Source organism: uncultured Thiothrix sp. (genome assembly GCF_937876535.1).
In the GTDB taxonomy this organism is placed as follows: domain Bacteria; phylum Pseudomonadota; class Gammaproteobacteria; order Thiotrichales; family Thiotrichaceae; genus Thiolinea.
This window is the reverse complement of sequence record NZ_CALFHZ010000022.1, coordinates 19,252-41,542: the sequence shown is the minus strand read 5'-3', so window position 1 is coordinate 41,542 and position 22,291 is coordinate 19,252. Positions and strand designations below refer to the sequence as shown.

At 43.8% G+C, this 22,291-nt stretch carries 19 protein-coding genes; 10 read left to right on the top strand and 9 right to left on the bottom strand.

Annotated elements, in window-relative coordinates; genetic code table 11:
- Window positions 1-299 precede the first annotated feature (299 nt).
- The 3 genes from Q0230_RS17410 (at window position 300) to Q0230_RS17400 (ending at window position 4,508) form a co-directional block, all read left to right on the top strand.
- Window positions 300-2,222, top strand: coding sequence for a PrkA family serine protein kinase (locus tag Q0230_RS17410; RefSeq protein ID WP_298612250.1), 1,923 nt, complete (start codon window positions 300-302; stop codon window positions 2,220-2,222).
- 24 nt (window positions 2,223-2,246) lie between these two features.
- The gene (locus Q0230_RS17405; RefSeq protein ID WP_298612248.1) at window positions 2,247-3,527 is read left to right on the top strand and encodes a YeaH/YhbH family protein; all 1,281 of its coding nucleotides are present in this window, start codon (window positions 2,247-2,249) and stop codon (window positions 3,525-3,527) included.
- Window positions 3,528-3,683: 156 nt separating this feature from the next.
- Entirely contained in the window at window positions 3,684-4,508 is an 825-nt protein-coding gene (locus tag Q0230_RS17400; RefSeq protein WP_298612245.1) for a class I SAM-dependent methyltransferase, read from the top strand.
- 74 nt (window positions 4,509-4,582) lie between these two features.
- Here Q0230_RS17400 and Q0230_RS17395 read toward each other — a convergent pair whose 3' ends face one another.
- On the bottom strand, window positions 4,583-6,382 hold the full coding sequence (locus Q0230_RS17395; RefSeq protein WP_298612242.1) for a M4 family metallopeptidase: 1,800 nt from the start codon (window positions 6,380-6,382) through the stop codon (window positions 4,583-4,585).
- A 264-nt stretch (window positions 6,383-6,646) separates the two neighbouring features.
- Between Q0230_RS17395 and Q0230_RS17390 the strand changes: the two genes are divergently transcribed.
- The 6 genes from Q0230_RS17390 to Q0230_RS17365 all read left to right on the top strand — a co-directional run bounded on the left by Q0230_RS17390 (window position 6,647) and on the right by Q0230_RS17365 (window position 13,340).
- Window positions 6,647-8,152: a SpoVR family protein gene (locus Q0230_RS17390; RefSeq protein ID WP_298612239.1), complete on the top strand. Its 1,506-nt coding sequence runs from the start codon at window positions 6,647-6,649 to the stop codon at window positions 8,150-8,152.
- Window positions 8,153-8,336: 184 nt separating this feature from the next.
- Complete coding sequence (locus Q0230_RS17385) at window positions 8,337-9,806, top strand: DUF4331 domain-containing protein (protein WP_298612236.1); 1,470 nt, start codon at window positions 8,337-8,339, stop codon at window positions 9,804-9,806.
- Window positions 9,807-9,849: 43 nt separating this feature from the next.
- Entirely contained in the window at window positions 9,850-11,064 is a 1,215-nt protein-coding gene (locus tag Q0230_RS17380) for a tetratricopeptide repeat protein (RefSeq protein ID WP_298612233.1), read from the top strand.
- The gene (locus Q0230_RS17375; RefSeq protein ID WP_298612230.1) at window positions 11,061-12,188 is read left to right on the top strand and encodes a HupE/UreJ family protein; all 1,128 of its coding nucleotides are present in this window, start codon (window positions 11,061-11,063) and stop codon (window positions 12,186-12,188) included. The genes Q0230_RS17380 and Q0230_RS17375 overlap by 4 nt, the downstream gene beginning before the upstream one ends.
- A 95-nt stretch (window positions 12,189-12,283) precedes the next feature.
- Complete coding sequence (locus Q0230_RS17370) at window positions 12,284-12,865, top strand: sigma-70 family RNA polymerase sigma factor (protein WP_298612227.1); 582 nt, start codon at window positions 12,284-12,286, stop codon at window positions 12,863-12,865.
- On the top strand, window positions 12,858-13,340 hold the full coding sequence (locus Q0230_RS17365; protein ID WP_298612225.1) for a cupin domain-containing protein: 483 nt from the start codon (window positions 12,858-12,860) through the stop codon (window positions 13,338-13,340). The genes Q0230_RS17370 and Q0230_RS17365 overlap by 8 nt, the downstream gene beginning before the upstream one ends.
- A gap of 31 nt (window positions 13,341-13,371) precedes the next feature.
- Here Q0230_RS17365 and Q0230_RS17360 read toward each other — a convergent pair whose 3' ends face one another.
- Window positions 13,372-14,034, bottom strand: a complete 663-nt coding sequence (locus tag Q0230_RS17360; RefSeq protein WP_298612222.1) for a pyridoxamine 5'-phosphate oxidase family protein — start codon at window positions 14,032-14,034, stop codon at window positions 13,372-13,374.
- 89 nt (window positions 14,035-14,123) lie between these two features.
- Here Q0230_RS17360 and Q0230_RS17355 point away from each other — a divergent pair, with 89 nt between their 5' ends.
- The gene (locus Q0230_RS17355; RefSeq protein WP_298612218.1) at window positions 14,124-15,554 is read left to right on the top strand and encodes a PLP-dependent aminotransferase family protein; all 1,431 of its coding nucleotides are present in this window, start codon (window positions 14,124-14,126) and stop codon (window positions 15,552-15,554) included.
- Between the two features lie 63 nt (window positions 15,555-15,617).
- On the opposite strand, the gene Q0230_RS17350 is transcribed toward Q0230_RS17355, so the two are convergent.
- The 7 genes from Q0230_RS17350 to Q0230_RS17320 all read right to left on the bottom strand — a co-directional run bounded on the left by Q0230_RS17350 (window position 15,618) and on the right by Q0230_RS17320 (window position 22,196).
- Window positions 15,618-16,082, bottom strand: a complete 465-nt coding sequence (locus Q0230_RS17350) for a DUF4112 domain-containing protein (RefSeq protein ID WP_298612215.1) — start codon at window positions 16,080-16,082, stop codon at window positions 15,618-15,620.
- Window positions 16,083-16,173: 91 nt separating this feature from the next.
- Window positions 16,174-17,409, bottom strand: coding sequence for a glycolate oxidase subunit GlcF (gene glcF, locus Q0230_RS17345; protein WP_298612212.1), 1,236 nt, complete (start codon window positions 17,407-17,409; stop codon window positions 16,174-16,176).
- An 11-nt stretch (window positions 17,410-17,420) separates the two neighbouring features.
- Window positions 17,421-18,500, bottom strand: a complete 1,080-nt coding sequence (gene glcE / locus Q0230_RS17340) for a glycolate oxidase subunit GlcE (protein WP_298612209.1) — start codon at window positions 18,498-18,500, stop codon at window positions 17,421-17,423.
- Window positions 18,500-19,975 carry an FAD-linked oxidase C-terminal domain-containing protein gene (locus tag Q0230_RS17335; protein WP_298612206.1) on the bottom strand — a complete coding sequence of 492 codons (1,476 nt, stop codon included), beginning with the start codon at window positions 19,973-19,975 and terminating at the stop codon, window positions 18,500-18,502. The genes glcE and Q0230_RS17335 overlap by 1 nt, the downstream gene beginning before the upstream one ends.
- Before the next feature lie 133 nt (window positions 19,976-20,108).
- Window positions 20,109-20,666, bottom strand: coding sequence for a hypothetical protein (locus Q0230_RS17330; protein ID WP_298612202.1), 558 nt, complete (start codon window positions 20,664-20,666; stop codon window positions 20,109-20,111).
- Window positions 20,667-20,679: 13 nt separating this feature from the next.
- A complete protein-coding gene (locus Q0230_RS17325) occupies window positions 20,680-21,402 on the bottom strand; it encodes a hypothetical protein (protein ID WP_298612198.1) in 723 nt (240 codons plus the stop codon).
- 179 nt (window positions 21,403-21,581) lie between these two features.
- Window positions 21,582-22,196, bottom strand: a complete 615-nt coding sequence (locus Q0230_RS17320; protein ID WP_298612195.1) for a hypothetical protein — start codon at window positions 22,194-22,196, stop codon at window positions 21,582-21,584.
- Between the last annotated feature and the right edge of the window lie 95 nt (window positions 22,197-22,291).

Below are 22,291 nucleotides of genomic sequence, written 5' to 3'. Positions count from 1 at the left end.
AGCCTCAACCGCTGTCAACAATAAATAAAATAAATATGACAAGGGTGCATAGCAGGCATTTCCTCTCGGAATAAAACTCTTTTGCAGTTTAGGTAGTCTAATATTTAGAACATGATTGTGTCTTTGTTATTTCCTTAACGATTTCGTTACATATGTTTTGTGGTCATTGGGTTTTCGGTATGAAAAATGCAAAAGTAATCCTTGTACCCATGTCTAAATTCATCAAGTTGTTGTTATCGCATTTCAATCAAGTCAGCTGGCTAGGTGAGCGGATCAGCTAAGCTGAGAAGGGGTTAAAAATGAGTATTTTCAGTCATTACCAGTCACGGTATGAGTCCTTAAAAGAAGAAGAATACACTCTGCAAGAATACCTTGAACTCTGCAAAAAAGAGCCAATGACTTATGCCACAGGGGCTGAGCGTTTGTTATGGGCGATTGGTGAGCCTGAGCTGGTAGACACTTCGCGTGATCCACGTATGAGCCGGATTTTTTCAAACAAGGTGATTCGGCGTTATCCGGCATTTTCTGAGTTTTATGGAATGGAAGATGCGATTGAGCAGATCGTTTCCTTCCTGCGGCACTCTGCGCAGGGCTTAGAAGAAAGTAAACAGGTTCTGTATCTATTGGGGCCAGTGGGTGGTGGTAAATCGTCTTTAGCCGAACGCTTAAAAGCGCTTATGGAAAAAGCTCCGATTTATTGCATCAAAGGCTCACCAGTGAATGAATCACCGTTAGGTTTATTCAATCCTGAAGAAGATGGGGCGATTTTAGAAGAAGATTATGGTATTCCACGCCGTTATTTACGCACCATTATGTCGCCTTGGGCGGTGAAGCGCTTGAAAGAGTTTGGTGGCGATATTACTAAATTCAAAGTAGTGAAGCGCTATCCTTCTCGCTTAAATCAAATTGCCTTGTCTAAAACCGAACCCGGTGATGAAAACAACCAAGATATTTCCGCTTTAGTCGGTAAGGTTGATATTCGTAAGCTGGAAGATTTCCCACAAAATGATGCGGACGCTTACAGCTATTCCGGTGGTTTGTGCTTGTCCAATCAAGGTTTGATGGAGTTCGTGGAGATGTTCAAAGCACCGATTAAAGTGCTACACCCACTCCTGACAGCAACTCAAGAAGGCAACTACAACGGTACAGAAAGCATTGGTGCTATTCCATTCTCGGGGGTGATCCTAGCGCACTCGAATGAGTCAGAATGGCAAACTTTTAAAAACAATCGCAATAATGAAGCTTTCATTGATCGCGTCTCAATCGTCAAAGTGCCTTACTGCTTACGGGTGACTGAAGAGATCAAAATCTACGAAAAGTTGCTGGTTAATAGTTCACTAGCCCAGTCTGCTTGTGCGCCAGATACTTTAAAAATGCTCGCGCAATTTGTGATTTTGTCGCGTTTGAAAGAGCCAGAAAACTCCAACCGCTACTCTAAAATGCGCGTTTACGATGGTGAAAACTTAAAGGACATTGATCCTAAGGCTAAAACCATCCAAGAGTATCAAGATGCTGCGGGTGTAGATGAAGGCATGTCTGGCTTATCAACGCGCTTTGCTTTCAAGATTCTGTCTAAGGTCTTTAACTTTGATGCTGTCGAAGTGGCTGCCGATCCGGTGCATTTAATGTATGTGCTGGAACGTCAAGTGGAGAAAGAACAGTTCCCAGCAGAAATCCAAGCGCGTTATATCAGCTTCATTAAAGAATACTTGTCGCCACGCTATGTCGATTTTATTGGCAAGGAAATTCAGACGGCTTACTTAGAGTCTTATTCTGAATACGGCCAAAACTTATTTGATCGTTATGTGACTTACGCAGACTTCTGGATTCAAGACCAAGAGTATCGTGATCCTGAAACCGGTGATTTCCTTGATCGTTCTGCCTTAAATGCCGATTTAGAGAAAATTGAAAAGCCAGCAGGGATTAGTAATCCGAAAGATTTTCGCAATGAAATCGTCAACTTCGTCTTACGTGCACGTGCGAATAATAATGGCAAAAATCCAGCTTGGACGAGCTATGAAAAATTGCGTCGCGTGATTGAGATGAAGATGTTCTCGAGCACTGAAGACTTGTTGCCAGTGATTTCTTATGGCGCGAAATCTTCAGCGGAAGAGCAACGTAAACATGATAATTTCGTCGATCGGATGATGAAGCGCGGCTACACCGAGAAGCAAGTGCGCTTGCTGGCTGAATGGTATTTGCGGGTACGTAAGTCACAATAATGGACTGTCCAAAGGAGCGCCGTAATGGCCTATGTTGTTGACCGTCGTTTAAATAGCAAGAATAAAAGCCTTGTCAACCGACAACGCTTTTTAAAGCGCTATCACGAGCAAATCCGCGAAGCGGTTTCGGATGCTGTGAGTCGGCGTAATATTACAGATATGCAGCGTGGGGATAGTATCACTATCCCTAAACGCGATATTTCTGAGCCAGTATTTCGGCATGGTCAAGGTGGGCAGCGTGATATTGTTCACCCTGGCAATAAAGAGTTCGTTCAAGGTGACCGCATTCAGCGACCACCTTCGGGCGGAGGTGGTGGTTCTGGCTCAGGGGATGCCTCTGATTCAGGCGAAGGTGTCGATGATTTCGTTTTCCAAATCTCCCAAAGTGAATTCCTAGAGTACCTATTTGAAGATTTAGCTTTACCGAATATGGTTAAACGCCAATTAGTCGGTAGTGACTCGTTTGAAACCCAACGGGCGGGTTTTAGCGAAGTCGGTAGCCCGAATCAGATCAATATTGTGCGTACTATGCGCAGTGCCCAAGCCCGGCGTATTGCTTTAAGTGGCAAAGCACGGCGGCGGCGACGTGAGGTGCTGGCTGAACTGTCAGAGTTGGAGGAGCAAGAAGAACCAAAAACTGAAGAGGAACGTTTGGCCTTAGAAGAAGAGCTAAGCCGCCTTAACTTCCGCTTGAATACCGTGCCTTTCCTTGATGATTTTGACCTGAAATATAATCTGCATATTCGTGTGCCTAAGCCATCACCTAAGGCAGTCATGTTTTGTGTGATGGATGTGTCAGGGTCAATGACGCAGGATATTAAAGAGACAGCTAAGCGCTTCTTCTTTTTGCTGTACCTATTCTTGCAAAAGAATTACGAGAAGATTGAAGTCGTCTTTATTCGTCATCACACCCAAGCCCAAGAAGTGGATGAAGAGACCTTCTTCTATTCACGTGAAACGGGCGGCACGGTAGTATCGAGTGCCTTGAATTTAATGTCTGACATCATCAACGAACGCTATTCACCGAATGAGTGGAATATTTATGGCGCACAAGCTTCAGATGGAGATAACTGGCAGGAAGATAATCAGCGCTGCCACAAGGCTTTAGTCGATGGCATTTTGCCAAATGTCCAATATTTCACTTATATCGAAATTGGTGACCGTGACCCGCAAGGTTTATGGCATTTATATCAGCATCTAGAAAGCGATTACGCTGATCGCTTTGCGATTCAACGGGTTCGGGATAATGCAGAGATTTATCCAGTGTTCCGTGAGTTGTTTAAGAAAACGATGACAGGTGATTAGTTTGGTTGGTTTAGGCAGCAGCGCTAGTATCTAGCGCTCACGCCTTTCTTTGCAGAAAAACAATGGTTCGTTCAGATTGCTTGTTTAATGTGACTCCGTTTGAGATCATTTGATTTTTAGGAAGCTAAACCTAAACAAACTCAAGGAGTTTTAAGTTTGAGCAGTTCTGCAGTAGTTTTAAGATGTCCTGTTTGCCAGTCCGTTTGGCCAAAATTTTATGTTGGATTGCAATGCGCTTGTGGCTTTCAAGGAAAGGCTATTGAAGGTATTCCGATTCTTAGAGTCACTGAGGCTGATGAGCGGTTAGATTATTATTCAGGGCAAAAACTACTTAATCGGATTAATAGTAAGAATGTCGGAATACCACGAATCAATAATGCATTTGCTAGAAATGACTTAATGCTGGAGTTAGGTGCTGGTGTCGATGTCTGTGATGCACCGAATTTGATCAAAACAGATGCTTTTATCTACTCAACCCATCTAGACTATGTAGTTGACGCACATCAATTACCTTTTGAAGACAATACCTTTGATTTTGTATTTTCTCTAGCTGTTTTTGAGCATTTATATGCTCCGTGGGTAGCAGCCAAAGAAATATTTCGTGTTTTAAAGCCAGGGGGGAGAGTGTATATTTTAACTGCTTTTATGCAACATATGCATGGTTACCCGCATCATTATTTTAACATGACAACCATGGGTCTAAGAGAGATCTTTAAAGATTTTGACATTATTAAGTGTATTCCTAGTCCTCATTGCCCATTAACCCAGATTGGCCATATTATGGATGACTTAGGGCGAATGACGGATGCTTTGCCTGCAAATCAAACAGCTCAGGAGTTAAAAGTACATTTAAACAAAGCCTCTCAATTAATTCCGCTAGTGCAAAATCAGTTAATTAGGAAGGAGGCAAACTTTGATTTATGGCAGCAAATTGCTCCAGGGGTCGAATTATTTGCTCAAAAGCCTAGTGTAATTTTATAGTAGACTAGTCTTTGATTAACCACGCCACACTAAAAGGGTAGGGTTTAATTAAAATCTACCCTTGCATTCTCAGGCTATTTAATTCCAACGGTATCGTAAGCTAATTCGATTTGCTCAACTGCCTCGCTATCTGCACCATATAGATCGGTAGCTGCTTGCTTAAGGGCGGCACGTGCATCCTTAAAGCTTGCGGTAGAGGATAAATAGAACAGAGCCTGATAGTAGATACGGCTAGTTTTTTTATCACCTAAACTTTTACTGATCAAATAAGCTGCTCGATTGACAATGCCTGAGTTGATGTGTACTCCCCCTAGGTCATTATCAAGAGTACAACGTCTAACCTGATATTGCTCATGAACATGAGCTGGTTGTCCCCAAACTCTGTTACCTTTTTGTAAACGTTTTAAAGAATAGTCATTCTCAGGGTAACTATCAGAGCGAAAAGCGGGATCGTCCATACGACGTAGAGCATAATAAGCCTGGTTTGTTTTTTTAATTTTCATGATGCTTTCAGCCAAGAGGTAAGGTTTAGTATCCCCACGTTTTAGGCTTAAGAGCATGGCCATCACATCTGACCATGATTCATTGAGAGCGCCTGGCTCATTACAGTAAATGAGGTTAGTAGTCGCCTCTGTCATACCATGAGTTAGTTCATGGGACACTACATCTAAAGAGCCTGCTAAAGGGCGAAAGAACACATCCCCATCGCCGTACCCCATAATTTGGCCATCCCAGAAGGCATTATCTAACCCAGTATCAAAGTTACGTATATGTACTACTGAGTTAATACCCGCAGTAAATCCACTGTTAGGGTACCAAGTATTGAGAGCACCTAGTTCTCGATAGAAATCCATAGTAATGATGGATTTAGTGTAAGCATCCACCGCACTAGGATCCTCCCAAAGATTGTCTTCATCTTGGAAAAGGCCGATTTCACCCGTGTTGTAGTTATAATTAGAAGTGGAGTAACTTAAAGTCGGCTTGCTACCTTGGCGACTATAAAGAAGGTAGGTTCCATTATCCTGCTGAGTCGTCTGAAAGGTTTTTAATTCACCATCTAAGCCTTTACCTTCGCCAGTTGCGGGGCTAGATCGTGAAGCATCAGACCATAAGGCATTTAAACTAAACAATTTGGGTAAGTTTTTAGGAACAAAAACCTTAGCTAAAGTTTTACTACTATTTGCCTGTGGGCGGGAAAAACTTTCAATACGATTTTCAGTAATAAGAATTTCACCGCTGTGGGCATCTACCCAAACTTGATAGCGAGCTAAGGGCAGTTGTTGCTGAGGAAATAGAATCCGCCAAGTGAGATGGGTAACTCCTTCCCATTGCAAATAGACTAAATCAACCTTTTCAGCAGTTAAGCTTGAATCGCCCACCTCTTGAGTCGCTAAACTGAGAGCACTAGTCTGTGTAATGCTCGGTTTAGCATCAATAGTTAGGTCAGCGACTAGATGGTTAGCTAAAGTGTTTAATTTTCCTTGAGAAACTCTAGCTACTAACTTAGCTCCAACTACCTCTAAACCTTGGTGCATTTGCTTGTAGCTAAGCATTTCACCCGCAGCAGTCATTTGGCTTTGCGTGACTACGAGGTTAGAGTTTTGTGCTAAGCCAAGTAGGCTACGATGTTGTTGGAGAAATGTATCCACTAATTGTTGTGCACTACGGTATTGACCTACACTGAGTTGCCCATTGAGATAAACAGGCTGGGTGTGGGTTTCATTCCATGTGACTTGTAGGTTTGGATCTTTATTGAGTAGCTTAGCCAGTTCGGTATTAACATCTGCTAACAGATTAGGCGAAACAGTATAAAAAATGCTTGCTGATAATAAAGGAATTAAACGTGGCAATTGAATTGATGTACTTCGTAGCATAAGCAGCCTCCATTGCGCTAGATAGTAGTAAAAACAAACAAAGTAGCATTAGCCTTAATTTATTTACAAGTAATAATGCATAGTCAGAGTAGGTTCATCTGCTTAAAAATAAGCTGAAAGAAGCACTTAGCTAGCAGTATTGCAAGAAGCCTAAGCCTGTTGATATTTCACTACTCTCGACCTGTATCCTTTGCTAGAGTAGTGATAACTAGCCTGCGTTAGCGGTAGAGACGCAGCAATTTCCCTACCTTGTAGGACTAAAAGATGAATAAAAATTATCTCTCGACTAGCTCGGAATGGACCTTCGAAACCATCGAGGCCTATGACCGTGAAATTGCGCGGATTGCGCATGATAAATTCCGTTTAGATACTTACCCTAATCAAATTGAAATCATTCGTTCTGATCAAATGATGGATGCTTATGCTTCGATTGGAATGCCCGTTTTTTATAATCACTGGTCGTATGGTAAGCATTTCGTCAATGTAGAGCAGAACTACTCACGTGGGCGTATGGGGCTGGCTTATGAGATTGTGATTAACTCCAATCCCTGTATTGCTTATCTGATGGAAGAGAATACGCTGACTATGCAAGCTTTGGTGATTGCACATGCTTGTTATGGACATAACTCTTTCTTCAAAGGCAACTATTTGTTCCGCAGTTGGACCGATGCGGAAGCTATCGTTGATTATCTCTTATTTGCTAAAAACTATATCACCCAATGTGAAGAGCGCTATGGTGTGCACAATGTAGAATTGCTGCTCGATTCTTGTCATGCATTAATGAATTATGGTGTAGATCGTTATAAACGACCTGTACCCATCTCAGCGGCCAAAGAAGCTTTACGCCAGCAAGAGCGTGAGCAATATATTCAACAGCATATCAATGACTTATGGCGGACTTTGCCACGTAAGGCACAGGTGGACGAAACTATTGAGATTCAGAAATTTCCGGCTGAATCCCAAGAAAATATTTTGTACTTCATTGAAAAGAATGCGCCGCTTTTAGAAGGTTGGCAGCGGGAAATTGTGCGGATTGTACGTAAAGTGGCACAATATTTTTATCCACAGCGCCAAACTCAAGTGATGAACGAAGGTTGGGCAACTTTCTGGCATTATACGATTTTGCATGAGTTGTATGATGAAGGCTTAGTCAATGAAGGCTTTATGATGGAGTTTCTGACTTCACATACCAATGTCGTCATGCAACCCGATTTCGATAGCCGTTATTATTCTGGCATCAATCCTTATGCATTAGGCTTTGCGATGATGAAGGATATTCGGCGCATTTGTGAAAACCCTACTGATGAAGATAAACGCTGGTTCCCGGATATTGCCGGTTCTGATTGGATTAGCACCCTCGATCATGTAATGCGCAACTATCGCGACGAGAGTTTCATTTTGCAATTTATGTCACCAAAAATCATGCGTGATTTCCACTTCTTCGCCTTGCAAGATGATGATCGGCGTAATGTGATTGATGTCACCGCGATCCATAATGATGAAGGCTATCGCTTGCTGCGTGAGACTTTATCTCAGCAATATAATCTCAGCTCTCAAGAGCCGGATATTCAAGTCGAAAGCGTGAATATTCGTGGAGATCGGTCATTGACGCTCTATCATCATATGCATAATCGGCGACCTTTGAGTAATGACTGTTACGAAATGCTGCGCCATGTGCATCGTTTGTGGGGCTATGATGTGCATCTGCATTCGGTTGAAACCGACGGTCGACGGGTGCGTAGTTATCATCTGCAAGAAGGACGTGAGTAACAGATTCAAAAGGTTCAGCCGCGCTCGTTTTGCTAGCACGGCTGAGTGAGTTTTTCTCAATGCCCTGCATGATTTTCAAATCGCTAGCTTGTAGTTAAATCCAGTTTCTAACTCACTGCGTAATGAGTTTTAAGTGACTCACTAAACACTTAAACCTTCATTATTCTAAGTCGAGGAAACTGCTATGAAACTAAAATTAATGATGCTGCCAATGACTTGTTTGGCATTAGCTATTACCAGTGCAGTACAAGCATCTAGTCATCGCGAAGCCCCCTTTATTACTGAAAACCCGAAAGTGGACGCAACGGATTTTTATGCCTTTCGCAGTTACGAGGCGGGGCGTGCAGGTTTTGTGACGTTGATCGCTAATTATAATCCCTTGCAAGATGCTTATGGTGGGCCAAATTATTTCAGTATGTCGCCCGATGCGATTTACGAAATTCATGTTGATAATAATGGCGATGCTAAAGAAGATTTAACCTTCCAATTCGATTTTAATCAGCGTTTAGGGAATGAAGGTAAGGGGATTGCTTTACCGATTGATGGTAAAAATATTCCAGTGCCTTTAGTTAATGTCGGGCCAGTGACCAAACAAGATCAAGCAGCGGTTAACTTCCGTGAGTTTTATACCCTAAATGTAATTAAAGGGGATCGGCGTACAGGGGATTCAATGCAGGCTATGAATGCTGCCACCGATCATCCTATCTTCGCTAAACCTTTGGATAATATCGGCGCTAAAACGTTTAGTACCCAAAGCTATGAGCAGTATGCAAACACATTTGTTCACTCCGTGCGTTTGAATGGCTGCCCTAGCCAAGCACAGATGGGCAGAGTCTTTGTGGGGCAACGTAAAGATTCATTTGCAGTGAATTTGGGTGAAATCTTTGATTTAGTGAATACCGATCCGGTAGGAGCGACCGATGGTGAAGTTGATGCCTTGAATGATAAAAACGTCACTACGCTTGCTTTAGAAGTACCGATTGCCTGCTTGAAAGGTAGAGGGACTGGCATTATTGGTCTCTGGACAACAGCGAGTTTGCCCCAAACGAGTTCCTTATTAGAAGAGCCGAAAAATCTCCGCGCCAAACGCTCGTCTGGCCCTTGGATACAAGTCTCTCGCTTAGGCATGCCTTTAGTGAATGAAGTGGTGATTGGTTTACCGGATAAGAATCGTTTCAATGCCAGCCAACCAAAAGATGATGGGCAATTCCTTGATTATGTGACTAAGCCGACACTGCCTGTTTTGTTGAATGTTTTATTTGGCGTGCAAGCACCAACGGTAAGTGGTAGGCCTGATTTAGTCGCTGCTTTTCTGACTGGCTTAAAGGGGGTGAATGAAAATGGCTCGGTGGGTGAGATGCTGCGGTTGAACATGAATATCGCGCCTACTGCCAAGGCAGAGCAAAAGAATTTAGGGGTAGCGGCCGGTGATGCGGCTGGTTTCCCAAATGGTCGGCGCCCAGGTGATGATGTGGTGGATGCAGAAATTCGCGTCGCTATGGGGTTACTCTGCCATTTAGGTTTAAATCTCTGCACACCGGATCAAGCCACTAGTGGCAATCTGCCTTATACCGATGGTGTGTTGCAGAGTGCCGAGCAGTTTAGTGATAGTTTCCCTTATTTGATGACACCGCTAGCAGGTTCTCCGAACTAATTTTTACCGCTTAAGTTCAAGCTGCAAACTAGGAGTCAGTCAGATGAAACCACGCTTTACTAAAACCTCCCTTTCCTACTGGAGTCTGGCTGGCTCTTGGTTTTGCAGCTTAACTTTAAGTACTAGTTTGCAAGCTGCTGCCTATATACCTGCTTCTGAACAAACTGTGGTGGCCGTTTTACCGAATTATTTGCAAGCTAATTCAGAGGCTATTCGTAGTTTTAAACGTGTTTTAGAGCAAGACCCTTATTCACTGGAAGCAAATGTGGGTCTAGCGCGTCTCTATATTGAATTAGGTCGTAGTGAGGCTGATCCACGCTATTACGGTTATGCTGAAACGGTGCTACAGCCGTGGTGGACAGAGGCAACTCCACCGCCTGAGGTCTTATTGTTGCGGGCTACTTTGCGCCAGCATCAACATGACTATGCAGCGGCCTTACAAGATTTAAAGCAGTTAGTGCGGCTTCAACCTAATTCCAGTCAAGGCTGGCTCACCCTGGCAGTGGTGCAATGGGTACAAGGGGATTATTCAGCAGCGCGTAAAACTTGCAATGCACTCTTGACCCAAGCTTCTACTTGGTACGGTTCACTGTGCTTTAGTCAAGTTTTAAGTTTTACCGGAGACGCTGAACGTGCTTATGCATTACAGGCCAGTTTGCTTCCTAGCTTTAACCAAAACTCACTAGAGTTACAACAATGGGTAACGACTAATCTTGCTGAAATAGCTTGGCGCCTGGGTAAGCTGTCATTGGCTGAGGAGCATTTTCAACAAGCTTTAGCTATCAAGCGTCGAGATAATTATTTATTGCGCGTCTACAGCGACTTTCTCTTAAGTGAGCAACGCCCACAAGAAGTCCTAACCCTACTAAAAGATAAAGGCAGCGATGATGCTTTACTTTTACGTTTAGCACTTGCAAGTCAACAAGCTCAACAAACTAAGCAAACTCAAGCTTATCGCCACCAATTAGAAGCGCGCTATGAGGCGGCACGGTTACGCCAATCGAGTTTACATCGCCGTGATGAGGCACTCTATTTATTGAGTTTTGCAGGGGACTCCAAACAGGCTTTAGCCTTAGCACAAGCCAATTGGGCCGAGCAAAAAGAAGCAGAAGATACCACTTTGTTATTGCGCGCCGCTTTAGCCAATCAGGATTGGGTCACAGCACGAAAAGTACAGGTTTGGCTTGCACAAACTGAACAGCAAGATGCACGTCTACAAGCACTCTTAGTGCAAATTCCAGTAGAGCAAACATTATGAAAATTTGGCTCAAAGGCTTCCTGTTATTGTGTTGTTTTTCCTTAACCACGCCTGCGCTAGCCCATAAACCTAGCGATAGTTATCTGTTTTTACAAAAAGATGGCTTAGTGCGTTGGGATATTGCCTTACGTGATTTAGAGCAAGCCTTGGGCTTAGATAGCAATCAAGATGGGCAACTCACTTGGGGGGAGCTTACACAGCAGGAAACAAAAATTAGTGCTTATGCCTTGAGCCGTTTGAAGTTAAGTCAAGATGAAAACACTTGTAGCTTGGGCTTGCAAGCCATGCAGATTGATGAGCATACCGATGGTGCTTATGCAGTCTTAATGCTGATGCCGACGTGCTCTTTAGCAGCAAATACTAAGCTGCAGTTTAATTATCAGTTGCTGTTTGATCTTGACCCGACCCATCGCGGCGTTCTGCTGGATCAGCGTGAAGGTATCCATACTAGCTCGATGATTTTCTCGAAAGAGCAGCCTAGCTTAAGTATTTCACCTGAGCAGCTTAGTGCTTGGTCGACGTTTGTGAATTATATCGGCGAAGGTGTTTATCACATTTGGATTGGTTTAGATCATTTACTGTTTATTAGTATGCTGATTTTGCCCGCTGTATTACGTGTGAAAAATCATACTTGGGAAGAGGTTACTAGCTTTCGGCCTGCGTTGTGGAATTTGCTGAAAGTGATTACTGCGTTTACTGTGGCGCATTCAATTACGCTCTCGCTCGCGACACTGAATCTGGTCAGTTTGCCGTCGCGTTTAGTCGAGTCGGCGATTGCGCTCTCTATTATTGTGTTGGCTTTGAATATCTTTTACCCGATTGTAAAGCATGACCAATGGTGGCTAGCTTTTAGCTTTGGCTTATTACATGGCTTCGGTTTTGCGAGTGTGTTGATGGAGTTGGAAATGCCGCCATCAGCACTGCTTCAAGCACTGCTAGGGTTTAATTTGGGGGTAGAGCTAGGGCAATTGATTCTGGTTTTATTACTGTTTCCGCTGGCTTATGTGTTGCGTGCCAGCAAGCTGTATCAAGTGCCGATTCTCTATGGAACTGCCGCTTTCACACTGATTTTAGCCAGTGTTTGGTTGGTTGAGCGTGCTTTTGATACAGTTTTGTTTGCCTAAGACACGCAATCTCGGTTGTGACCCACTACGCTTATTAGAATGCCTATAATGGTCTATGTTAAACTAAGTTTCATTGCCCTGCGTAGTGATTAGTAGTGAATAATCAGACCGAACTTTATGCGCTCGTTGAGCGTATGCAACATAGTCAGCAAGAGGCCTTAGGTCGCTTCTATGATTTGACCGTGAGCTATGTTTTTGGTTTGGCGATGCGTATCACTTCCAATCAAGCCTTAGCGGAAGAAATTGTGAATGATGTTTATCTACAGGCTTGGCGCAATCGCGCCAGCTATCAATCAGCACAGGCCACACCTTTAGCTTGGTTAATGATGATGACGCATAGCCGTGCGGTTGATGCGATGCGTAGAGAAGCCACGGTTACTAAGCAGCAATTACCGATGGCTGAGGATTTTGATGCAGTCGATGAACAGGGTTTAAGTCCCTGGGAGCAGCTTGTTCATATCGAACAGGCTGAGCGTTTAGAGACTGCTTTCAAGCTTTTAGATATTCAACAGCGTCATTGGATTAATTTGGCCTTTTATCGGGGGATGAGCCATCAAGAAATTGCAGATTATACAGGAGAGCCACTGGGAACCGTGAAAACAGTCTTGCGCCGTGCACAAGCCGTGTTGCGTACCGCATTGACGAGCGTATACCCGACTGGGGGTATTTATGAATAGCAGTAACGAACCATTAACTATGAACACTGGGCTAGAGCAAGACGTTTTTGAATTATTAGCTGAAAATCAAGCAGCTTATCCGTTGCCAATGGGTTTACAAGCACGGATGCGCCTTAAGCTTCTTGACCAAGTTCATGCTGAAGAGGCGGCTATTCAACCCGGTTTCAAGACGATTCGTGCGCATGAAGGCGAATGGCTTGAGCCTTTACCCGGTGCGAAAATCAAAATTCTGCATCAAGAAGGTAACTCTGATTTACTCACTTATCTGGCGCGCTTAGCCCCCGGCTTTGAAATGCCAGGTCACCCACATCCTTATCCTGAAGAATGCTTGATGCTAGAAGGTGATTTGTGGCTGGGTGATTTAAAGCTCGGAGTGGGTGATTATCATTTTGCGGAGAAGGGTTTGTATCATGGACGCTTACGCACTGAAACGGGTGCTTTAGTCTTATTAAAAGGTGCGTTGCCGCCGATTTGAGCAAGCTTGTAAAGCTTGCTCAGCTTCCCTTTTAGTCTCGCAGTGGAAATTTCAAAGCATAATCCGGTGTTTCAATCCCTGATGGTAAATCAGCCGCAGGTATGGGTTCACCATAGACATGTGTCAAAGGAATTATTCCAGCCCAATGAGGCAGATTCACATCGTCTTGATCATCTTTGGGGCCGCCAGTACGCACTTTACAGGCCGCTTCATTTAAGGGAATGCGAATTAAGGAAGTTGCTTTTAACTCTTCTGGCAAATGCTCGCGATAATCTCCTTTTGACCCCGGAATAAGCGTATAGGTGATCTGATGCAAAAGTGCAGCTTTTTCAGCACCCTCGACCGCTTCACCTTTGCCGTGCACTACTGCCGAACGATAATTTGCCGAGCAATTCATCCCCGAGCGAGCCACCACAATGCCATCAATTAAAGTGAAAGCGACACAAGCTTCATGGCCGGCCGTCAGATGTTTGATAATGCGTGAAGTGCGTGAGCCATGTAGATAAATATGATTATCAATGCGTGCGACCATCATGGGCAAAGCAAAGGGTTGGCCATCAACTGCAATAGAAACAGTGCCCACTAAAGCTTCATCAATAATCTTGTATAAAGTCGCTGCTTCATAATCTGCTCTAGCTGCTGTCTGTTTGACGGTTGCGCGTTTACTGGGCGCTTGATCGCGAGTTCTTGCCATATCTTGCTCCAAATGAAAATTTCCAGCTAGCCTAGATGACTTTATGGTTTAATGAAAAGAGCCATAAATCAGCTCTCAATAGACCATAAATGCCACTTAAAATTGCTCAGCTCTGTCTTGATCGTGAACAGTCCGTACCTTTAGCCCGCCAACTGTATGGGCAATTACATCAGCAAATTATACGCGGTGAAATAGCTTACGGTGAGCGTTTACCGGCTAGCCGTGAATTAGCTGACAACTTAAAACTATCGCGTGGAGTGATTGTAGAGGCTTATGAAATGTTACGCATTGATGGCTTAGTGGCAGGTTTTGGCAAGGGAGGAACTCAGGTCTGCTATCAGCAAGTAGCACCCAGTTTAGTGAAAACTAGCAAACGTGCCCTGTCTTTATCCACTCGTGGTCAAACCATCGCTCAAGCGCGCCAGTATATTATTCAAGAGCCAGCTTTGCCTTTAACCCCAGGCTTACCTGATTTAAGTCTTTTTCCGCATCAACAATGGCTAAGTTTGAGTCGCGAGGCTTGGCAGCAAACCCAAGGGATTTATCAACGTGCAGGTGGCCTAAAAGCGCTAAAGCTCAGTTTGCGGAATTTTCTTGCTCAATATCGTGGTATTCAACTTGATGATTTGAATTGCTTACTCATCACCACAGGTTCTCAAGGGGCTTTAAGCTTATTAGCCAGCTTACTCACTGAAACAGGTGATCTTGGCATAGTCGAGCAGCCAGGTTGGGCAGGGGCAGAGGGAGCTTTACGTCAAGCAGGTTTAAAATTGCATTACACAAGTTTAGATGCCGAAGGGGCTTTAGTGCCTGAGGGTCTTAAAGCGAAACTAGCAGTGTTGACGCCAAACGCGCAATACCCCACAGGTTCTGTTATGAGTATGCAGCGCCGCGAGGCTTGGTTGCAATATAGTCAGCGCCAGCATACTTGGTTGATTGAAGATGATTATGCTGCTGAATACAGCTATCAACAACATCCCACACCTTCGTTACTCACGCACCCACATGCGGAGCAAGTCATCCACATTGGTACGATGAGCAAATTGATGTTGCCCGATCTACGCTTAGGTTGGATGGTCGTGCCTAAGGCTATTGGGGTGGACATTTGTGCTGCTATTAATACTTTAGGTTTACAGCCCACTTATAGTATTCAGCAGCAACTCGCTTTATTTATCCAATATGGCTACCTAGGGCAACATTTAGCGCGGACTCGGGCAATTTATAATGAGCGGCGCAAACGATGTACTGAGTATTTACAGCAATATGCACAAGACTTGTTGGAGATTATGCCCTCGCAAAGTGGTATGAATTTATTAGTAGAATTGCGAAAAGAAATAAATACAACTGAATTGCAGCGTAAATTGAAAGCAGCTGGATTAGGCGGTGCTGTCTACAGTAGTTTTAAGTTAGACAAAACTCATTGCAAAGCTAAACTAGTCTTGGGGCATGCTTTTGTACCTGAAGCTGAACTCGAGTTTTGTTTAAATAAGCTCGTCACAGTGATTAGCTCTAATCGCTAAGAATGAAATTGACTAGCCGAAAGACCTACTAAAGCAGGTCTTTCTTAGTTCAAGCAGAGCTTATTAAAGCGCATGAATAACCGCAGCGACCAGCGCAAACATTCCCCAGACCATCAAGCCCATTACTAAGAATAAGGCTACTATTACCCCCACTACAGCTAAGGTACTGCGCTGAGTGGTCTCTTTAGGGTTAAGCACATATTGGCGCATTAAGTCGACATTACGTTGGTTGGCTTTGAATATAAAGTCGAATAAGTCACCCAGTACTGGAATGACGCCAATCACACTTTCAAGCAGAATATTCAAAGTCATACGGGCAAGAATGGCTTTAGGCACTTTCAGTTTAACAGCTTGATAAAGAATATAAGTCGATAAGCTGCCAGCAGCTAAATCACCTATACCTGGAATCAAACCTAATAGGCCATCCAAGCCGATTTTCCAAGAAGTTCCCGGAATTTTAATCGAGTTGTCGAGTAGCCAAGCTAATTTATCCAACTTTTTACTGAGCAGCTCATTAGTATTACTCATGCAAATTTCCTTCTAAGCCAGTCTGTCTTGAGGGAGAAGATAAGGGCGGTTGTTTAGAAAAAAAAGACCTCGGCCTAATTTTAGTGCAGTTTTAGTTAAAGATAGGATCAGCCAAGGCTTGGTCGAGGAGTTCAATCCAATGCACAACAGGAATCTTAGCCTCACTCGCTAAATGCATTTGGCAACCAATATTGGCAGTAGCAATGATTTGGGGTTGATGAGCCTGTAAATGATCCAGTTTATTCGCTAATAATTGCTGGGAAAGCTCTGGCTGTAAAATTGAGTAAGTGCCTGCTGAGCCACAACATAAATGCGCATTGGCAACAGGTGTTAGTTCAAACCCTGCTTTTTGCAAAATACTTTCAACCACGCCATTGAGTTTCAAGCCATGCTGCAAAGTACAAGGACTGTGAAAAGCTATCTTTTTTAAATGTGCTGGAATCTGCGTCGAGCCAAACTCAGCCTCAACAAGTAGTTCGCTTAAATCCTTTGCCAAAGCAGAAACACGCTCAGCTTTAGCGGCATAGGCCGTATCGTGCTTGAGTAGCTGTACATAGTCTTTCAGCATTACGCCACAACCACTGGCGCTAAACATAATCGCTTCAGCACCGGCTTCAATCGCAGGCCACCACGCATCAATATTGCGACGCATAAAGTTCAAGGCTTCTTCCGGTGCGGCTAAATGTTGGCTGACTGCACCACAACAACCCGCTTGCGGTACCCTGACTAATTCAATGCCTAGCTTTTCCAAAACACGGGCGGCGGCGGCATGAGTGGAGGGTGTAAGCACCGTTTGCACGCAACCATCAAAAGCGAGCACTTTACGCGGCTGAGTTTTCGCTGACCATTGATAACGTTTACCTTGTTGAGCAGGGAGTTTCTTCGCTAAATTGGTGGGTAGCACCGGTTTAACTAAATAACCTAAGGCGAGCAATAAACGAAAGCGTTGTGGGTAAGGGAGGATGCTGCGTAAAGCTTTGCGTTGAATTTGTTCTAACCAAGGGCGCTCAGTCTGTTCCTCGACAAGTTCCCGCCCAATGTCTACTAAACGTCCATAACGCACGCCCGAAGGGCAGGTGGTTTCACAAGACCGACAAGTTAAACAACGATCTAAATGGGTGCGAATAGTCGATGTCGCTGCAGCACCTTCAAGGACTTGTTTAATCTGATAAATCCGCCCGCGTGGTCCATCTAATTCATCCCCTAGAAGCTGATACGTCGGGCAAGTCGCTGTACAAAAGCCACAATGCACACAAGCCCGTAAAATCGCTTCGGCTTCTTGGCCTTGCGCACTATGCTTATAGTGCTCGCTTAACTTAGTTTGCATCGTAGTCCCTTTTAAAGCCCAATATACAAGCGATTCGGATTGAAAATACCTTTCGGGTCAAAGGCTTGTTTAAGCTGGCGATGATAATGCATTAGCTCAGGGCTTAATGCCTGGAAACTGGTAACAGTCGTTTGTGTTTGTTTAGCAGAACGCCGAAATAAAGTCGCATGTCCCCCAGCTTTAGTCACTGCTTCACGAATCAATGTTGCGTCTAAATCACTGACTAGCCAACGTAGAGAGCCTCCCCAGTCATAAATTGGCTCACCCTCTAGTTCTGCTAACACATCGGTATCTGCCGGTAAGGATAAACGCCAGAGAGTCTTCTCGGTTTGGAAAAAAGCGAATTGCTGTTCACGCAACTTGAACCAGAAGTTTTCATGTTCCGGCAAAGGTTCACCGCCCATTAGTTTCGCAGCTTGTTTGACTGAACCTTCGCTCCCTGCTAAGCGTAGATAAGCTTGTCCGTCTATATAAGCACAAGCACTTAGCGGTAAAGGTAAGCGTGCATAAGCATTGGCTTGTTGTAACATATCTTTGGCACTTAAGGTTTTGACTAAACTGAGTGTTGTTTCAGGCTTGGGTAATACCCGCACAGAAATTTCCAATAGCACCCCCAAAGTTCCCAAAGCACCGGCCATTAAGCGTGAGACATCATAGCCCGCAACATTTTTCATGACTTGGCCGCCAAACTTAAGAATTTCACCTTTGCCATTAATGAGCTTGCAGCCTAAAACAAAATCGCGTGCAGCGCCCAAATAGGGTCGAGCCGAACCAGAAAAGTTGCAAGCGATTGTTCCGCCGAGGGTAGCGGTTGCAGCAAAATGCGGTGGCTCAAAGGCTAAACACTGGTTTTCAGCCGCTAAAGTAGCTTCTAATTCACTTAAGGGAGTGCCTGCACGTGCAGTAATGACTAATTCGCTCGGTTCGTAATTTAAAATCCCGCTATGTTCGGCCACTGATAAGATTTCGCCTTGTGTAGAATTACCATACCAAGCTTTGCTATTGCCACCGTGAATCTGTAAAGCGGTGCCTTGTGCATAGGCTGCTAGGACTTGTGCTTGTAGGGTTTGGCTAAGATCTCTCGTATTCATCAGAAACGCTCTAAATCAGCGTGGGGAAGTTGTCCCTGATGCACATGCATTGCACCAAATTCAGCACAACGCTGCAAAGTCGGTACGGCTTTGCAGGGGTTGAGTAAACCTGCAGGATCAAACGCGGCTTTTACCGCATGAAATTGGCTGAGTTCTAAGCTATTAAACTGTGCACACATTTGATTAATCTTTTCCATCCCGACACCATGCTCGCCCGTGATCGTGCCACCTACTTGAACACACAGCTCTAAAATTTTACCACCAAAGGCTTCAGCGCGTTCGAGTTCTCCCGGCTGATTCGCGTCAAACAGAATCAAAGGATGCAAATTGCCATCACCCGCATGGAAGACATTCGCTACCGCCAAACCAAACTCTTCGGAAAATTGATTAATGGACTGCAGCACTTGCGGCAAATGTTTGCGGGGAATTGTGCCATCCATGCAGTAATAATCCGGCGAAATGCGCCCCACAGCGGGGAAAGCCGATTTGCGCCCTTTCCACAAAGTAGCGCGTTCTTCAGCATCTTTGGCCGTGCGCACTTCAGTCGCAGCACTTTGGAGCAAAATATCGTGGACACGCATAAGTTGCTCAGAGACTTCGGCATTCGTTCCATCCAGTTCACAGAGCAGAATCGCGGCTGCATCAGTTGGATAACCTGCATGCGCAAAATCCTCAGCGGCTTGAATTGCAGGGCCATCCATCATTTCTAAACCGGCTGGAATAATCCCTGCAGAAATAATTGCCCCGACCGCAGCCCCCGCTTTAATCACATCATCAAAAGCCGCTAGCAAGACTTGCACACGCTCAGGCTTAGGCAGCAATTTAACCGTGACTTCAACAATCACGCCAAGCATACCTTCCGAGCCAGTCAGTAAGGCTAATAGATCATAACCGGGCGAATCGAGGCTGTGACTACCTATCGTGAGCAGCTCACCTTCAATCGTGACCAGTTTAATTTGCAGAATATTGTGCACCGTTAAGCCGTATTTTAAGCAGTGTACGCCCCCAGAATTTTCCGCCACATTCCCGCCAATCGTGCAAGCGATTTGTGAGGAAGGATCGGGCGCATAGTAAAGCCCTAAATGATCCACCGCTTGAGTAATCGCTAGATTACGTACTCCGGGTTGCACGGTGGCGCTGCGACGTTCAGGATTAATCTCCAGAATCTGAGTGAATTTCGCCAAACTCAATAAAACGCCTTGTTCATGCGGCAAAGCTCCACCAGATAAACCCGTACCTGCACCCCGCGCTACCACCGGCACTTTTTGCGCATGACAAATTTTCAGAATCGCTTGCACTTGCTCAACCTTGTCTGGCAAAACTACCACGAGGGGTACTTGTCGATAGGCACTTAAGCCATCGCATTCGTAGGGCTTAAGCTCTTCGGGTTTGGTCAAGATGAGAGGCTGAGGGCGAATGGCTTGTAGGGCAGCAATCAGCTGTTCGCGGTCTGGATTGAAATGGGATGCTGACATAGTGCTCTCTAGTAGAGATGGTGGCTGCTTACTTTAGCGTGGATTGGGGTGGAGGCAAAGTTCTCAGACAGTGATTAGCTTGAATAGCTAATCACTGCCCGCTTGAGAGCTAAGAGCAAGCTATACTGATACCTTAGTGAAAGGTCGGATTAAAAGCAGGCTCATCGGGGGGGTAGGTATCTAAGACAGAAGCAATTAATGGCTGACTTTCTTGAGGGGATGGATTTTCACTCGCTGGTTCTTCTGCCTGTACAGATAAACCTAAAGCCTCAGCCACGGCTTTTAATTTGCTGCGAATTTGTTTTTCTTGCTCATATTCCTTTAAAAGCTGTTCTAGTTCAGCAATATACTGGAGGCGCTTACGTAACAACGTGACATTCTGCTCAAGTTGTTCACTGAGGGCTAGAGCTTGGTCAGTTTGATTATCTTTAACGTATTTGCCAATCTTATCAATGGAGGCTTTTAAAAAATTACAATCATCCTCACTGACGGTTGTTCTACTCCGGGTAAGATTTTCAGATTCGCTAGCATGTAAACTGAAGGTATCCCGTTCAAGTTCGAGGCTTGCGATTTGAATTTCATTACGCAAATTGGAGCTAGTAGTTTTGCCTCTTTCGATATTTTCTCTATTAGCTGCTGAGTCTTTAAGTAGTTTTTCAATAGCTAGTTGAATAGCGTTGGTGTTAGCCATAGGGATTCCTTAGTTAGTGTAAGTTTTTGGAAACTTCTAAGTATTCTTGTAAAGTAGCAATGTATCTGAGCTTTACTTTTATGAAGTCAGTAAACAACTCCAAACTTTCTGCTTGCTCAATAGCTTTCTGCGTGTTTTTGCCTTTGGTAAGCTGTTTAATCGAATTTAATTGGTTTTTAAAAGCAATGGTATTGTTGGTATGGAATTGACTAACCAGCATTTTTCTAGCGGTATCGTCATAGTTCCTAAGGTTTATATCGGTATCTTTAAAATAAGCTTCATACTGAGCTATATCCACTTTAAAGTTACTAATATTCATTCTAAGTTGCTGTAAATGGGTTTTTGTATACTGGGTAGATGAGGCGATAATAGGTCTTAGGACGGGTTGAGCCGTCGATGTATGTAGTGCCTCTATCAGGCCATTATTTTTATTTAGCCACTCTTCAGTTTCCTCATGGGTTCCCACAAACAAAAAGGTACAGCAATTGTTATATTGTTGAGTGACTAAACGACTAGCATCATGTAAGTCATATTTAAAACAATGTGGTAGTCTGTTCTCACCATGATGAGTCATGTTAAAGCCTTGGAATACCTGTGTTTCTGAGAAAAATTCTTGATTTTGACTTTTTGCCCAAGCGGCTAAAACTTTATTAGCCGCTTTACGATAATTGCCATTTTTAAGATAAAAATTCCGTAATGAAGGCATGAAGTCGGCATGTGTTTGGTACTGCATCATATTCACACTCAATGACCTAGTTAGCTAGACATAAAGGCTTGGGGTTCTAGCTCTGTAGTTATTGGTTTAGAGAACTTCTAAGGCTATGCTTAAAAGTTCAAGGGACTTTTTTAGTAACTTTTAAAGATTAGCGATTAGCTAACTATATTAGGTTAATAAAAGTTGTGCTTGATAGAGTGCTAGTATTGATTAAACAGCCTTCTAAACTCTGCATCAGCTTGTTGATAGTAATTTTGAAAATACTGATGATTCCTATAAGCTTCTCTTAAACCTTCCAAAATCTTGATTTTTTGAGCACGAATTTCAATTAAGTCAAGCTCGGCACGCATCGAGTCAATAATCGTTGGTAGATTTGAATAATCAGCTCTTGGAAGCTCATTGAGGCGATTCATTAAATTATTATAATGTTTTCCACGGATGCAGCCATTCATAGTATCAAGTTGTTGTACGACCAATTGTTCATTTTGAGGCAGAGTTTCTACTTGATCCTCAATGAGTTGTTCAGAAATTTGAGTTAGTTGCTGTTGATATTGATCGATTTGCTGTTGTGCTTGATTAATTCTTGCTTCTAAGTCTGTTTTGCATTGATTAGCGCGAATCACCGCTGCTGCTAAAATTTGATAGGAGTTAGTGACACGTCTTACTAGTGGATCAGTGGCTTCAGCAACTTGTGGTTCGGTTTCAATAGACTCAGATAGAGTGTCAATGTCTTGGTGGCTAAATATATGATTTTCAAAATTATTATTTCCTAGATTGTAATCTTGATTATTAAAATCATCATCAAATGGAGTCATATTGAGAGCCTGTTTATTGTTGGTTGAGTTTTTATAGTAATTTTTGCGATTAAGCAGGGCAATTATCGAGGATGGGCGGTAAATAGTGCATGGTG